Source organism: Shinella sp. S4-D37 (assembly GCF_040812195.1).
GTDB lineage: Bacteria > Pseudomonadota > Alphaproteobacteria > Rhizobiales > Rhizobiaceae > Shinella.
Map to the genome: position 1 here is coordinate 2790006 of NZ_JBFNXL010000005.1, position 14638 is coordinate 2804643.

General features: G+C 67.9%; 11 protein-coding genes. 5 read left to right on the forward strand and 6 right to left on the reverse strand.

Going from position 1 to position 14638, the window contains the following annotated elements; translation table 11 throughout:
• Window positions 1–46 precede the first annotated feature (46 nt).
• The 4 genes from AB3G45_RS21185 to AB3G45_RS21200 form a co-directional block, all read right to left on the reverse strand.
• Window positions 47–2137, reverse strand: a complete 2091-nt coding sequence (locus tag AB3G45_RS21185; protein WP_367832424.1) for a methyl-accepting chemotaxis protein — start codon at window positions 2135–2137, stop codon at window positions 47–49.
• A 216-nt stretch (window positions 2138–2353) separates the two neighbouring features.
• Window positions 2354–3106, reverse strand: coding sequence for a crotonase/enoyl-CoA hydratase family protein (locus tag AB3G45_RS21190; protein WP_367832425.1), 753 nt, complete (start codon window positions 3104–3106; stop codon window positions 2354–2356).
• A 119-nt stretch (window positions 3107–3225) separates the two neighbouring features.
• Window positions 3226–4989: an acyl-CoA dehydrogenase gene (locus AB3G45_RS21195; protein ID WP_367832426.1), complete on the reverse strand. Its 1764-nt coding sequence runs from the start codon at window positions 4987–4989 to the stop codon at window positions 3226–3228.
• Window positions 4990–5170: 181 nt separating this feature from the next.
• Window positions 5171–5560: a BA14K family protein gene (locus AB3G45_RS21200; protein ID WP_367833640.1), complete on the reverse strand. Its 390-nt coding sequence runs from the start codon at window positions 5558–5560 to the stop codon at window positions 5171–5173.
• A gap of 409 nt (window positions 5561–5969) precedes the next feature.
• Between AB3G45_RS21200 and AB3G45_RS21205 the strand changes: the two genes are divergently transcribed.
• Entirely contained in the window at window positions 5970–7064 is a 1095-nt protein-coding gene (locus AB3G45_RS21205; RefSeq protein WP_367832427.1) for a glycoside hydrolase family 25 protein, read from the forward strand.
• Window positions 7065–7175: 111 nt separating this feature from the next.
• Window positions 7176–7781 carry a DUF6656 family protein gene (locus AB3G45_RS21210; protein ID WP_367832428.1) on the forward strand — a complete coding sequence of 202 codons (606 nt, stop codon included), beginning with the start codon at window positions 7176–7178 and terminating at the stop codon, window positions 7779–7781.
• On the opposite strand, the gene AB3G45_RS21215 is transcribed toward AB3G45_RS21210, so the two are convergent.
• Entirely contained in the window at window positions 7778–8848 is a 1071-nt protein-coding gene (locus tag AB3G45_RS21215; RefSeq protein WP_367832429.1) for a diguanylate cyclase, read from the reverse strand. The genes AB3G45_RS21210 and AB3G45_RS21215 overlap by 4 nt on opposite strands.
• Before the next feature lie 151 nt (window positions 8849–8999).
• Between AB3G45_RS21215 and AB3G45_RS21220 the strand changes: the two genes are divergently transcribed.
• Together AB3G45_RS21220 and AB3G45_RS21225 are read left to right on the forward strand one after the other, a co-directional pair.
• A complete protein-coding gene (locus AB3G45_RS21220; RefSeq protein ID WP_367832430.1) occupies window positions 9000–9974 on the forward strand; it encodes an L-threonylcarbamoyladenylate synthase in 975 nt (324 codons plus the stop codon).
• 63 nt (window positions 9975–10037) lie between these two features.
• Window positions 10038–11468 (forward strand): FAD-binding oxidoreductase, encoded by a 1431-nt coding sequence (locus AB3G45_RS21225; RefSeq protein WP_367832431.1) that lies wholly within the window; start codon window positions 10038–10040, stop codon window positions 11466–11468.
• A 4-nt stretch (window positions 11469–11472) separates the two neighbouring features.
• On the opposite strand, the gene AB3G45_RS21230 is transcribed toward AB3G45_RS21225, so the two are convergent.
• Window positions 11473–13791, reverse strand: coding sequence for a DUF1217 domain-containing protein (locus AB3G45_RS21230; protein ID WP_367832432.1), 2319 nt, complete (start codon window positions 13789–13791; stop codon window positions 11473–11475).
• Between the two features lie 261 nt (window positions 13792–14052).
• Between AB3G45_RS21230 and AB3G45_RS21235 the strand changes: the two genes are divergently transcribed.
• Window positions 14053–14616, forward strand: a complete 564-nt coding sequence (locus AB3G45_RS21235; protein WP_367832433.1) for a DUF6101 family protein — start codon at window positions 14053–14055, stop codon at window positions 14614–14616.
• The last annotated feature ends 22 nt before the right edge of the window (window positions 14617–14638 follow it).

Below are 14638 nucleotides of genomic sequence, written 5' to 3' on the forward strand. Positions count from 1 at the left end.
CCGGCCTCCGAAGGAGGCCGGCGCGGGAACATGCCGATTGGAATTCTTATGCCGCGCGGCGTGACGGTGTGGCGGCGTGGCCGGCCCCCTGCCCGAGCTTGAACTGGGCGAGCAGCGCGTTGAGGGCGCCGGCCTCGCTGGCAAGGCCGTGGCTGGCCGCCGTCTGTTCCTCAACCATGGCGGCGTTCTGCTGGGTGCCCTGGTCCATCGTGTTGACGGCAGTGTTGATCTCCTGCAGGCCCGTCGACTGCTCGCGGGCGGCCGTGACGATGGCGTTCACATGGCCGTTGATCTCCTGCACCTCGCGCACGATGGCCTCCAGCGCGGCCCCCGTCTCGCCGACGAGCGAAACGCCGGCATGGACCTGCTCGCCCGACGTGGTGATCAGCGCCTTGATCTCCTTGGCGGCATTGGCCGAGCGCTGAGCGAGTTCGCGCACTTCCTGCGCCACGACCGCGAATCCCTTGCCGGCCTCCCCGGCGCGGGCCGCTTCGACGCCGGCATTGAGGGCGAGAAGGTTGGTCTGGAAGGCGATGTCGTCGATGACGCCGATGATGTTGGAGATCTCGTGCGAGGATTTTTCGATGCCCTGCATGGCCGTAACGGCGCGGCGCACCACCTCGCCGGACTTTTCCGCGCCCTGGCGGGTGCGCGCCACGAGCGAGCCGACCTCCTCGGCGCGGCGGGTCGAATCCTTGACGGTCGTGGTGATCTCCTCCAGCGCGGCGGCGGTCTCCTCGACGGAGGCGGCCTGCTGCTCCGTGCGGCGGGCGAGGTCGTCGGCGGCCGAGCGGATTTCCGTGGCGCCGGCGTCGATGGCGCGGGCGTTCTGGCCGACCGTCGTCATCGCCGTGTGCAGCTTGGTGAGCGAGTGGTTGAAGTCCGTGCGCAGGCGGTCGAGATGGCCGGCGAAGGGCGCGTCGATACGGTGGGCGAGATCGCCCTCGGCAAGCCGGCCGAGGCCGTCCGCCAGCGCCTCGACGGCATGGTGGATCTCGCCGGCCTCGCGCGCCTTGACGGCCTCGCGCTCGCGGCGCTCGCTTTCGGAGAGCACGCGCCCCTCCTCCGCGGCGTTTTCAAGACGGGTGCGCTCGATGGCGTTGTCGCGGAAGACGGCGACGGCGGCGGCCATGCGGCCGATCTCGTCGCTGCGGTTCTCGCCGGGAATGTCCGTGCGCACGTCGCCCGCGGCGAGCTTGTCCATGGCGGCGGTCATGTCCTTGACCGGGCGCACGACGAGGCGGGAAAGCACGGTGGCGAGGAAGCCCATCATGACGACGACGGCGAGGATGGTCGCGATCGTCGCGGCGATGCGGAACTGGCCGATCGCCGCATAGGCGACGCCACTGTCGATGGTGAAGCCGAGATACCATTCGACCGACGGCAGGCCGGTGACCGGCACGAAGGAGACGAGCACCGGCCTGCCGGCATAGGTCGTGTGCGTGATGCCGCCGCCGATACCCGGCGTCGCCTTCGGGAAGGCGTCGGCGAGCGTCTTGGTGACGAGCGCCTTGTCCTGGTGCACGAGGATCTCGCCCTTCTTGCTGACGAGGAAGGCGAAGCCGGCGCCGCCGAGATCGACCGAATTGACCATGTCGACCAGCGATTTCAGCGAGAAGTCGCTGCCGGCGACGCCGAGCAGCTTGCCGTCATGCCTGACGGGCGTCGCGGCGCTGATGATCAGGTCGTTGGTGGAGGCGTCGATATAGGGCTCGGTCAGGACGCTGCCGTTCGCCTTGACGGCGCCCTGATACCACGGGCGCTGGCGCGGATCGTAGCCCTCGGGCATCTGCGACTGCGGCCACATGGTAAACAGACCCGTCTCGTCGCCGACATAGGTGGTCATGAACTGGCCGACGAGCACGTCGTTCTGCAGCACCGCCTCGATGCCGGCGGCATCGACCGCCTTGCCGGCGGCGTTGCCGGCCATCTCGGTCAGCGAGACGCGCGCGTTCAGCCAGTTGGCGATGCTCTGGGCGGCCTGCTTGCCGGAACTGTCGATGCTCTCCTCGACGGCGTTCGTCAAGACGCCGCGCTGCAGGCTGTCGATATAGAGGGAGAAGCCGGTGAAGGCGGCGACGACGACGAGGGATGCGACGACGAGGATGCGCGTCATCAGATTGGAGCGCTTGGCCATGGAACGGTGTCCCGAGGGCGCGCGCCGGAAAGGGCGGGCGCGTGATGCTGAACGGCATGCCGGAAGGCAGAGATCGGCCGCATCATGCGGCCGCCGGGCGAAAGCCGGAGATGCCGCACAGTAGGAAAGCGTGTTTAAGGTACTCTTAAAATTGACAGACCATAAATGGTGCACAACCGGGGGCCTTTCCGGGTGGCTTCCGGCAAGCGCGGAGCGTCACCTGGCCATGAAGGCCTCGAAGGCGGCGCGCGCTTCCGGGCTCTTCAACTGTGCCGCGAAATGCGCCGCCTCCTCGTCGATGCGCGCCGCCACCTCAGCCCTGTTTCCCCGGATGAGGGCGCGGGCGATGGCGAGGGCTTTCGGCGGCTTGGCGGCGAGGCGCGCGGCGGCGGCGAGCGTGTCGCGCTCCACCGCGGCGGGCTCGACGACCGCATAGACGAGGCCCGCCTCCCGCGCGGCCGTAGCGGAAAAACCCTCGCCGGCCGCCAGCAGCGCGAAAGCGCGCTGGTGCCCCATCAGGCGCGGGGCGAGAAGGCTGGAGGCCGCCTCCGGCACCAGCGCCAGGTCGACGAAGGGCGTGCGGAACTCGGTGCGGATCGAGGCATAGGTGAGGTCGCAATGCAGGTGGATCGTCGTGCCGATGCCGATCGCCAGGCCGTCGACGCCCGAAAGGAGCGGCTTGCCGTGGGCGGCGAGCGCATGGAGGAAATCGATCACCTCGCGGCCCATCGTGCCGCCCTGCGCGAAGGCGAGAAAATCGTTGAGGTCGTTGCCGGCGGAAAAGCAACCCTCGCCGCCGAGGAAGACGGTGGCGCGCACCGCCTCGTCCGCATCGCCGGCGACGAGCACCTCGGTCATCGCCCGGTACATGGCGCGGGTGATGGCGTTCTTCTTGTCGGGGCGGTCGAGGCGGATCACCTGGACGCCGGCGGCCGCTTCGGGACGCTCGATCAGGATGTGGTCGGTCATGGTCGTCTCCTCGGGCATCTGCCCCTCATCCGCCTGCCGGCACCTTCTCCCCGCAAGCGGGGCGAAGGGACATGCGGCGCCGGTTTGCTGAATCGCCGTCGTCTCGTCGGGCAGGTCCCCTACCCCAGCACCACGCGCGCCGCCTCCAGGCTCCCCGCGCCGCAGACCACCCGGTCGCGCAGCGCCGCCGTCTCGCCGAGGATGTTTTCCGCGGCGAAGCGGCAGAGGGCGGCGCGTTCGCCGTTGCGGCCGTCGCCGCCGTCGGCGAGCGCGCCCTTGGCGAGGTAGGCGCCGGTGAGCACCAGGCCGAAGAGGCGCTGGTAGGGCGTGGCGCCGGAAAGCGCTTCGGCCTGCCGGCCTTCCGCCAGCGTGGCGAGCAGCCATTCGCTCGCCGCTTCGAGGTCCGCGATGGCGGCTTCGAGGCGGGGGCAGGTCTCGCCGAGCGCCGGCGCGTTCGCCGTCGCGGCGATCTCCCGCAGTTCCGCGATGAAGCCGCGCAGGTGGTCGCCGTCCGAGAGCGGCAGCTTGCGCGTGACGAGGTCGATGGCCTGGATGCCGTTGGTGCCTTCGTAGATCGGCGCGATGCGGGCGTCGCGGTAAAGCCGGGCGGCGCCCGTCTCCTCGATGAAGCCCATGCCGCCATGCACCTGCACGCCGAGCGAGGCGACGTCGACGCCGGCATCGGTGGCAAAACTCTTGGCGACGGGCGTGAGCAGGCTGGCGCGCTCGGCCCAGTGCTTCGCCTCCGCGCCGTGGCTCATGTCGACGGCGTGGGCGCAGGCATAGGCGATGGCGCGGGCGCCCTGCGTCAGCACCTTCATGGTCAGGAGCATGCGGGCGACGTCGGGGTGCGCGATGATCGGGCTCATATCGCCCCCCTGCCAGTCGGGCGCCTTGCCCTGCCGGCGCTCCTTCGCATAGGCGACCGCCTTCTGCGTCGCAGCCTCCGCGATCGCCACGCCCTGCATGCCGACGGCAAGGCGCGCATTGTTCATCATGGTGAACATGCAGGCAAGGCCCCGGTTCTCCTCGCCGACCAGCCAGCCGATGGCGCCCGGTTCGTCGCCGAAGCGCCCGTCGCCGTAGATCATCGTGCAGGTGGGGGAGCCATGGATGCCGAGCTTGTGCTCGATGGAATGGCAGTAGGCATCGTTGCGGGGCCCGAGCGACCCATCCGCATTGATGAGGAATTTGGGCACGAGGAACAGCGAGATGCCGCGCGTGCCGGGCGGCGCGTCCGGCAGGCGGGCGAGCACCAGATGCACGATGTTGTCGGTGAAATCGTGCTCGCCATAGGTGATGAAGATTTTCTGGCCGAAGAGCCGGTAGGTGCCGTCGTCGCGCCGTTCGGCGCGGGTCTTCATCACGCCGAGGTCCGAGCCGGCATGGGGCTCCGTGAGGTTCATCGAGCCCATCCATTCGCCCGACACCATCTTCGGCAGGTAGGTGGATTTCAGGTGATCCGAGCCGTGCGCCGCCAGCGCCTCGACGGCGCCGATCGTCAGCGTCGGGCCGATCGCGAAGGCCATGGAGCCGCCGTTCCACATTTCGAGCGCGGCGACATGCAGCATGTGCGGAAGACCCTGGCCGCCGAAATCCGGCGAGGCCGTCAGCGCATTCCAGCCGCCGTCCGCCCAGGCCCTGTAGAGCGCCGGCCAGCCGTCGGGCATCTTCACCGCGCCGTCGACGAGGCGGGCGCCCTGCCGGTCGCCGATCGCGGCGAGCGGGGCCACCTCCTCGCTGGCGAAACGCCCGGCCTCGGAAAGGATGGCGTCGACGAGGTCGTCGGAGAGATCGCCGAGGCGGCCGGCTTCGAGCGCGGGCGCAAGGCCTGCCACATGCTTCAGCGTGAACGCAATCTCCTCGACCGGCGCCTTGTACATCTCTATCCTCCTCAAGGCCGCCGCTTCGGCGGGGCGATGTGCTGGCGGACAGAGTATTGATTTTTACGTAAACGTCAACGCGGCTTGCGCAGCCGAAACGGAAACGGGCCGGCCGGTCGTCGACCGGTCAGCCCGCTCCAGGTGCCGGGGGGACCGTCCGGCACGTTCATCGTCACGCCCGTCAGTTATAGGGCGAGTTGCACTGGCGCCGCGGCCCGTTATAGGGCTGGAACGTGTTGTCGTAGGCCCTGTAGGACCGGTAGCGGTTGGCGCACCAGTTCACATGCGCGCTGCCGCCGCCGACATAGGTCCGGTCGTTGGCGATCGCGCCGCCGATGATGGTGCCGACGCCGAAGGCGGCCAGCGGGAACCAGAAACCGTCATGGTAGCGGTAGCCCGGGCGCTGGTAGCGGTAGCCGCGATGGCCGCGATACCAGCCGCGACGGTCGTCGCGGTCACGCCAGCCGACATCCCGGTCGCGAGGGCGGTAGCGCCGGTCGTCGCCGCTCCAGGTCCGCTCGATGCGGCGATTGCGCTCGCGCGTGCTCATGCGGTTGTAGTTGCGCCGCACGTCGCGCGAATTGCCGTCGAAGCGGAAATTGCGCTTCAGCCAGAACGGGCGGTCGCCGTCGCGAACCAGCTGCACGTCGTTGCCGACGGCGGCATTCGCCTGCACCTTCGCCGCGCCAAGCGGCATGGCGCCCGCCGGAACGACCGGCGTGGCGGCGAAGAGCGCCGACAGGGCCACGGCCAGGCATTTGTTGACAAGTCTCATGACATTTCTCCCTAACGGTGCCTTTCGACTGTTGCTCGAATGGCAATTTGAACGCGAAACGCACCAGAGTCCCTTTCGTTCCATATGCGGTCTCATCGCGGGCGATTCAATGTTCCGCGCCGGGTTTTGTGCGCGTTAGCCTTCCGTTAACCATGTTCGGCCCACCATGCGCGCTTGCGCAGGCGCGGCAGAACGAGGAGCGTCCATGAACCCGAAGCATCTTTCCGGCCTGGCCGCCCTTCTTCTTCTTGCGACCCTGCCCTTCCCCGCGGGCGCGGCCAGCGTGGAGCCGTGGAAGAAGCCCGAAAACGCCATCGTCATCGACGCCTACGAGCTGAACGAGATCGACTGGTCCGAGATGCTCTCCGACACGCGCATCGCCGGCTTCATCTCCAAGGCCTCCGACGGCCTGCCGGAAAGCTTCAGCTGCAAGGGCGAGCATGGCGGCGACACGGTGGCCCATTGCAAGACCATGTGGCGCAAATATGCGGTGAGCCGCGAACTCTACGAGACGCGCCGGCTGCTCGCCCGCTCGAAGGGCCTGCTCTGGGGCGCCTATCACCTCGCCCGACCGGGCAATCCGGTCGACCAGGCCAACCATTTCCTCGACTATGCCAATCCGCAGGACGACGAGATGATGGTGCTCGACATCGAGGGGATCGATCCCGACGCCTACATGTCGCTGGAGGACGCGCAGGTCTTCGCCGGCCATATCAAGACGCGCACGGGCCGCTATCCCGTGCTCTATACCAACCATTCGACCGCCCGCTTCATCGCGCTCAACCGCGACAAGTACCGCATCCTCTCGCGCCTGCCGCTCTGGTACGCCCGCTACAAGCCCGGCATCGAGGATACCTTCCCGATGGGCAACTGGGACAATTACGCGCTCTGGCAGTTCTCCGCCGGCGTCAACTGCTCGAAGCGGCGCTGCCCCTACCGGGTGAAGGGCGCGCTGACCGACATCGACGTCAACGTGGCGCCGATGACGAAGGCGGCGCTCGCCCGGAGCTGGGCCTTCGGCGACCTCCTGCCCGAAAAACCCTTCGAGGCGGTCGACGGGATGCTCACGGCCTCCATTCCGGCGGGCGGCGCCTTCAAGGCGACGGTGAGGGCCGAAGCGGAAGCCGGCACCGGGGCGCAGACGGCCGGCGCCGTCACGTTCGCCTCCGCCGGCGCGGCGTCGTTCCCCCTCGCCGTGACGGCCGAGGTGCACGCGGGCATCATGGCGAACGGCACGACGACCACCGCGCTCGGCCGTCGCCTGGTCGAGGTCACGCCGCTGAACTACCAGGATTTCTGAGGCCCCGTGCGGGCCGGGCCCCACGGAAAACGGCGGGCGCCCGGAAAGGAATGCTTAACGCCGTTTCCATAAACTTCATCGCATCGGGTCGCGAGGATGGAGTGCCGGCGCGTGCAGCAAACCAAGTTCCGTTATTACGACGCGGTCGCCTACAAGCGCGCAAACCAGCCGAAGCCGGCCGCCCATACCGAATTCCTACGCACCGGCCGCATCGACCGGAACACCACCTGGAGCCCGACGGAGAAGCGGTATCTCAGCTATCAGGAGGTGGCCGAGCGCACCGGACGCAAGCTGGAAAGCGCCGGCAACGTCACGCATGACCGCATCAACGGCTTCCATCGGTCGATCCGCTTTCCCAGGCTGATCTTCCACCGCACGCTCGCCCGCACGCCGCATCTCGGCTATTGCCACATCACCGTCGCCAATTCCCGCTTCGCGGAATTCGAGAATGTGCAATGGGCCTTCTACATGGCCAATTTCTTCGCCGAGATCGGCGAGGACGAGCAGTTCTTCGCCGATATATCGAAGAAGGCGGGGCGCATGTATTTCGCCGTCGCCATCACGCCGGCCGAAGAGGAAGGCCGGCTGCGGATCGACCGCAAGGTGCGCGGCAACGGCGTGCTCTTCCGCACCGACGATCCGAAGCTCGCCATGAAGAACGTGCTGATGCTCGGCGCGCGCAACGAGGCGCTGCGCAAGGTCATCCGGGCGCTCTAGGCCCCGGACGCCCGGTAGATCAGCCATTCCTTGCCGGCCGGCACCTCGTCGCCGCGGCCATAGACGACGACCTGGTCGCCGCCCGCGCCCCGCGCCTCCGCCAGCGCCCGCTCGCAGGCCGAGGCAAGGTCGAGCGCGCTGTCGGCGCGGTCCGCCATGCAGACCCCGGCCGAAAGCGTCAGGTGGCCGAGATTGCGGCCGGTGCGCGGATCGCGCAGCGCCACCGTCTGGAAGGCGGCGCGCAGGAGGTCGATCAGCCGCGTCACCTCGCCCTCGTCGGCGGTGTGGAACAGGAAGCCGAAGCGCAGGCCGTCGAAGCGCACGGCAAGCTCGCCCGCCGGGAAGGCCTGGCGGATGAGGCCGCCGTAGAAGGTGACGAGGTGGTCCGACAGGGCCTCGATCTGCCCGGCGGAGAAGCGCCGCTCGGCATCCACCTCGGCAATCGCGACGCCGCACAGCATCGGCAGGCCGGGATTGGCATAGACCCGGGCCAGCGCCTTGTTGAAGGCGCGGCGGTTGGCGAGCCGCGTCGGCGGGTCGATGAACTTCATCGCCTCGAATTCCGCCATCTCCTTCCGGATGCCGTCCATGACGGCCGATTGCGCGGCGACCTTCTCGGCCATTTCCGCCGTGTGGGTAACGCGCAGTTCCGTCGCGCGCTGCAGCGCCTCCAGCGAGGAGCCGAGCGCGCCCTCCCCGAGGCTGCCGGCATCGCGGATGACCTGCGAGGCCTCGCCGATCAGCCGGCCGTAGTCCGACAGAGAGGTGCGCTCCTGGCCGAGCAGGTCCATGAAATTGGCCATCTCGTTGCTGATGGCGCCGGCCGAGCGTTGCAGCACGCCCGCCTCGTGCTGGTGCGGCAGGTATTTGCGCCCCAGTTCGTCGAGCGCGGCCTGCGTCTTGTACTTGCCGAGCGCGATGAAGTCGCGCACCAGGTCGGGATTGCAGCCGGCATAGGCCTCGTAGACCAGCTCGTAATTGCGCGGCAGGCCGTCGATGCCCATCTGCTTCATCGCCGTCGCCACGCGCAGGGCGATATCGGTCGTCGAGGATTTCTTGTGCGCCATCAATGCGGACCCGCTGCGTGATTTTTCAACCTCTCATAGCAGCCGCCGCTTTCGGCCGGTCTAATCCGTTCGCTCGCATTTTAGGCAAACGGCGACCCTTGGCTTTTGCCGGCAAAGCCCTGTAAAGGAAGCCCGGACAAGGAAGGACGACATGGCGGATATCGTGGATACGCGCACGGATGCGGAAACGGCGCTGGCCCGGGCCTGCGAGACGCTTCGCCGGGGGGTGCCCGTCGCCATCCCCACCGAGACGGTCTACGGCCTTGCCGCCGACGCCACCAACCCGCTCGCCATCACCCGCATCTACGAGATGAAGGGCCGGCCGCGCTTCAATCCGCTGATCTGCCACATGGCGGACCTTGCCATGGCGGAGGAACACGCGGTCTTCGATCCCGTGTCGCGCGCGCTCGCCGAGGCCTTCTGGCCGGGGCCGCTCACGCTCGTGTTGCCGATCCGGCCCGAAAGCACCATCCATCCGCTCGCCCGCGCCGGGCTCGACACGATCGGCATCCGCGTGCCGAGGGGCTTTGCCAGCCGCCTGCTGTCGGCCTTCGGCCGGCCGCTCGCCGCCCCCAGCGCCAACACGTCCGGCCGCATCAGCCCCACCGCCGCCTGCCATGTCGCGGAGGATTTCGGCGAGAAGCTGGAACTCGTGCTCGATGCAGGTCCGGCGGTCGTCGGGCTGGAATCCACCATCCTCAAGGTCGAGGGCGGGACGATCCGGCTGCTGAGGCCGGGCGGGCTCGATGCCGCCGAGGTCGAGCGCGTCACCGGCCTGAAGGTGGTGCGCAGCGAGAAGGCGGGCGCGGCGATCGAGGCGCCGGGCATGCTCGCCTCGCACTATGCGCCCGATGCGCCGGTGCGGCTCGACGCACGCGACGTGGCGCCCGGCGAGGTTCTGATCCGCTTCGGCGGCGCGGCGCTGCCCGGCGAGGCCGACGCGGCGCTGGTGCTGGACCTCAGCCCCGGCGGCGACCTCGCGGAGGCGGCCGCCAATCTCTTCGGCTACATGAAACGGGCGGACGCGACCGGCGCCCGCTCCATCGCCTTCTCGCCGATCCCCGCGCACGGCCTCGGCGAGGCGATCAACGACCGCCTGCAGCGCGCCGCCGCGCCGCGCGGCTGACGCGCTCCGACTATATCCAAGCGCTTCCGCCCCTTGCGGCACTGCGCCAACGAGGACAGAGCCATGACCCCGGCGACGCTTTCCCCCGACCTCATCGACCGCTTCGCCGCCATTACCGGCGCGGCCCACGCGCTGACGGCGGACCGCGACATCGCGCCCTATCTCGTCGAAAGCCGGGGGCTCTATCACGGCACGTCGCCGCTCGTGCTGCGGCCGGGCTCGGTGGAGGAGGTCTCGCAGATCCTGGCGCTCGCCACCGAAACGCGCACCGCCATCGTGCCGCAGGGCGGCAATACCGGCCATGTCGGGGGCGCGGCGCCGCGTGAGGGGGCGACGGACGTCGTCCTGTCGCTGTCCCGGCTCAACCGCATCCGCGACGTCGACCCGGTCGGCAATGTGATCGTGGCCGACGGCGGCTGCGTGCTGGCGGAGATCCAGAGCGCGGCGGAGGCGGTGGAGCGGTTGTTCCCGCTGTCGCTCGGCTCGGAAGGCTCCTGCCAGATCGGCGGCAACCTTTCCACCAATGCCGGCGGCACGGCGGTGCTGGCCTATGGCAACATGCGCCAGCTCTGCCTCGGCCTCGAGGTCGTGCTGCCGACCGGTGAGGTCTGGAACGGCCTGCGCCGGCTGAAGAAGGACAATACCGGCTACGACCTGCGCGACCTCTTCATCGGCGCGGAAGGCACGCTCGGCGTCATCACCGGCGCGGTGCTGAAACTCTTTCCGCGGCCGCTCGGCCACGAGGTGGCCTTCGCCGGGCTCAAATCCGTCCAGGACGCGCTTGCCCTCTTCGAGCGCGCCTCAAGCCGCTGCGGCACCGCGCTGACCGGCTTCGAACTGATGCCGCGCCTCGGCGTCGATTTCACCACGCGGCACATCCCGGGCGTGCGCGATCCGCTCGCCGGCCGGCACGCCTGGTACGTGCTGGTCGACATCTCGACGTCCGACGCGCCCGAGACGGCGACGCGCATGATGGAGGCGCTGCTGGCCGAGGGCATCGAGGCGGGGCTGGTCGAGGACGCGGTGATCGCCGCAAGCGAGGAGCAGCGCCGGGCGCTCTGGCACATGCGCGAGAGCATGTCGCCGGCACAGAAGCCGGAGGGCGGCTCGATCAAGCACGACGTCTCCGTGCCGGTCTCGGCCATCCCGGCCTTCATGGCGGAGGCGGACGCGGCGGTCCTGAAGGCCATAGACGGGGCGCGCATCTGCTCCTTCGGCCATATGGGCGACGGCAACATCCACTACAACATCTCCCAGCCCGTCGGCGCCGACAAGGACGCCTTCCTCGGCCGCTGGCGCGAGATCAACGATCTCGTGCACGCCATCGTGCTCGCCTACGGCGGATCGATCTCGGCCGAGCACGGCATCGGCCAGTTGAAGCGCGACGAGCTTGCGGCGGTGCGCGCGCCGATCGAGATGGACCTGATGGCAAGGGTCAAGCGCGCCTTCGACCCCGCCGGCATCATGAATCCCGGCAAGGTCGTCAGGGGCTGAGCTTTCAGCCGCCGGTGCGCAACTGCGCCAGCGACATCATGAGATCGGCGCTGATGCCGGCCGAGCCCGAACTGGTGAGCACCGAAAGGGCCGGGTCCGTCACGGTCTGGTTCTCCAGGTCGTAGAGCACGGAGAACTTCACGATCATCTTGGAGACCTTTTCCGAATCCTGCAGGTCCTCCAGGTCGAGATAGCGCTCGATCATGTCGGCCTGGGCGTCGATGTCGGCGCTGGCGATCTCGTCAGGCAGTTCGTAGAGCACCTTGAAGACCTCGAAGAGCGCCTCGTCGGCGATGAGGTCGTAGGGGCTGATCACCGTTTCCGCCTTGCGCTCGAAATAGAGCGCCAGGCGCACGCCGGCATTGTCGTTGCCGGCGTCCTCTTCCAGTTTCTGTCGCAGGTAGCTGTCGATCGTCTGGTAGATGCCGCGGCGCGACTGGATGTCGGCATCGTCCTGCCGCACGACCTGCCCCTCGGCGTTGAAGTTGAACGCGGCGACGATCTTGCGATAGGCGCGGTCGGGCTGCTGGTTGGCGAAGCTGTCGGGATCGTCGAGATCGGAGGTGAAGATCTTCGCCATGAACTCCGCATCGACGCTTTCCGGGTCGATGCCGTTGGCCGTCAGCACGAAGGCGACGAGGCGCGGGTCGGACAGGAATTCCTCGACATTCTCGACTGTCTGCATCTGGATGGAGTAATATTTCGCCTCCTCCTCCGCCAGGGTCTTGTCATCTTCCGTTCCGAAACGGGACTTGGCCGTCACATAGGCGCGCGACATGACGAGGATCTCGGATTCGGACTGCGCCAGCTTCGGCGCCGTGATATTGCCGTCCGCCCCGAAATTGAACGCCTTGGCGAGCTCGACGAAGCGCTCGTCCTTCAACTGATACACATAGCTCTTGGGATCGTTGAGGTCGCTCTTCAGGACGTTCTTGATCGTCAGCGCCGAGACCGCGGACGGATCGAGGCCGAAGGCCTTCAACGCGAAGTCGTAGACAGTGGCCTCGCCGACGAAGTCGCTCACGGTCTTCACCGCGCCGATCTGGCCCTTGAAGCGCTTGATGGCCAGTTCGTCCGCCTCGTCGTCCTTGTCGTTGTAGCGGGTCAGGTAGCCCGCCGTGACCGATGCGGTCTGCGATGCGGTCTGCGCCGCGTCGCCCGCGGCCAGCGTGCCGTCCTCCTGGAAGTTGAAGGCGGCCTGCATGGCGAAATAGGCCTCCTTGTCCGCCCCGCCGAACCTGTTGATGTAGCTGTCGGGATTGGCCGGGTCGGGATCGCTGGTCAGGATGTTGGTGATGGTGGAGCTGACGACCGACAGCTTGTCGAGCCCGAAGGCGACCTTGAGATAGCTGACCATGCGCGGATCGGCGGCAAGCTGGCTCGCCGTCGTGATGCTGCTTATCCGGCCTTCGAAATAGTCCCTGTGGATCACCGCGGCGGCCGTCGTCACGCGCGGATTGGAGAGCGTGTAGAGCTCGCTCGTGCTGGTCTTCTGGGCGGCGGTCTGCACCGTGCCGGCCGCCGCCGTGCCATCGGTGGAGAAATTGAAGGCGCTGACGAGCGTGCCGTATTTCTCGACATTGGCGATGACGGCGTTCTGGCGGGAGATTTCCGCCTTGAGGACGGCGATGCGGGCCGCGTCGGCGTCGGCATCCAGCGTCGCCAGCTCGGCATTGGCGGTCGTGATGGCCGCCTGGGCGGCCGTCGCCTTGTCGGTGAACTGCGTGTTGAAGTAGCTGCCCGGATCGTCGAGGTCGCTCGTCAGCACGCCGCGGATCGTCTGGCGCGACCAGGTCGTGGGATCGATGCCGAAGGCGGTGAAGACGTAGCTGCGCAGCCGGTCGTTGTTCAGGAGCTGGTCGACGCTCGTCACCGTGTCGATGACGGCATTGTAGTAGCGCGTCTCCTCCTTGATCGCCGCGCCCGCATTGGCCGCCGTCGCCGAATAGAGGCCGATGACCTCGTCGAGCTGCACCTCGGTCTGCGCCGAGGCGGTGGACGCCTCGAAGCTGAAGGCGTTGGCGAACTCGCGGTAGCGCGAATCCGTCAGCATGTTGACGAAGCTGCTCTCGTCCGACGGGTCGCTTTCCAAGACCTTGCGCATGAAGGCCGTGGCATAGCTCATGTCTTCCAGGCCATAGGCCTTCATGGCGTAGGAATAGAGCCGGTAGTCGTCGAGGAACGCGTCGACCGTGGTCACCTTGCCGATGTTTTCCTTGTAGTACGCGGCCTCGCGGGCCGTGACCGTCTCGTTCGCCGTGCGATCCAGCGACACCAGCATGTCGCGCGTGATGAGGTTGTAGCTCGTAAAGGTGGACAGCATGGGAGAGGTCTCTTTCGACAAAACGGGCGGGCCGATCGGGGTCACTCTCGCGCGCGAGGCTTGTCCCGGCCTGTCGCAAGCGTTCACCTCTCCTAAACCCTAGCCCGTGCGGTTTTGCTAACCATCAGGAACCGCAAAGTTTTCTTAACCGCAATTTTTAAGCGGCTCGGAAGGGGGCACGCCTATTCTCGCCCTCAGAGGACGAAAAGTCCCGATGGGAAGACCGGACACCGGCTCTCAAGGAAAACAAGGGCGAAAGACATGCTGAATACCGTTTCCAAGCCGGCCTGGGCCGGCACCACGCTCCGGCTCGATCCCAGGCGCTTCCCGCAGCAGGTGACCTTCGAGCTGCGCGCCGAGGGAACCGACGCCACCATCACGCTCGACGAGCGCGGCGCCGTGCTGCGCAAGGTCCTGCCCGCAAGCGGCCTGCCGCTCTCGATCGCCCTGCCGGCCCGCGCCTTCAAGGGCGTCGCCGCCCGCGCCATCGACCATGGCAACGGCGACGTGACCGTCACCCTCGAACTGCACCATGACGACCCGGACCTGTGCATCCCGCTGCTCGTGGCGCACGACCTGTGCGACATCGCCGCCGACTGGCGCAGCTGGGCCGAGGCCTACCGCATCCCCATGCTGATGGTCGAGGCCGACGGCATCGCCCGGCCGCTCGACGACAACCTGACGGTCGGCAGCCGCCCGGCAAAGCCGCGCCGCCGCCATTCCTACTTCGCCGACCGCCGCCCGCGCTTCCTCGTGCGCCGCACCACGGGCAAGCTCGGCGTGCAGATGAAGATCGACGGCCGGGAGATCATCGCCCGGCGTTGAGCCTGCGACGACAGCATGACCT

What these genes read in the sequence shown, in the direction of transcription:
- AB3G45_RS21185 (WP_367832424.1), bottom strand. Translation starts at nt 2,137, where the DNA reads ATGGCCAAGCGCTCCAATCTGATGACGCGCATCCTCGTCGTCGCATCC.
- AB3G45_RS21190 (WP_367832425.1), bottom strand. Translation starts at nt 3,106, where the DNA reads ATGACCGACCACATCCTGATCGAGCGTCCCGAAGCGGCCGCCGGCGTC.
- AB3G45_RS21195 (WP_367832426.1), bottom strand. Translation starts at nt 4,989, where the DNA reads ATGTACAAGGCGCCGGTCGAGGAGATTGCGTTCACGCTGAAGCATGTG.
- AB3G45_RS21205 (WP_367832427.1), top strand. Translation starts at nt 5,970, where the DNA reads ATGAACCCGAAGCATCTTTCCGGCCTGGCCGCCCTTCTTCTTCTTGCG.
- AB3G45_RS21215 (WP_367832429.1), bottom strand. Translation starts at nt 8,848, where the DNA reads ATGGCGCACAAGAAATCCTCGACGACCGATATCGCCCTGCGCGTGGCG.
- AB3G45_RS21220 (WP_367832430.1), top strand. Translation starts at nt 9,000, where the DNA reads ATGGCGGATATCGTGGATACGCGCACGGATGCGGAAACGGCGCTGGCC.
- AB3G45_RS21225 (WP_367832431.1), top strand. Translation starts at nt 10,038, where the DNA reads ATGACCCCGGCGACGCTTTCCCCCGACCTCATCGACCGCTTCGCCGCC.
- AB3G45_RS21230 (WP_367832432.1), bottom strand. Translation starts at nt 13,791, where the DNA reads ATGCTGTCCACCTTTACGAGCTACAACCTCATCACGCGCGACATGCTG.
- AB3G45_RS21235 (WP_367832433.1), top strand. Translation starts at nt 14,053, where the DNA reads ATGCTGAATACCGTTTCCAAGCCGGCCTGGGCCGGCACCACGCTCCGG.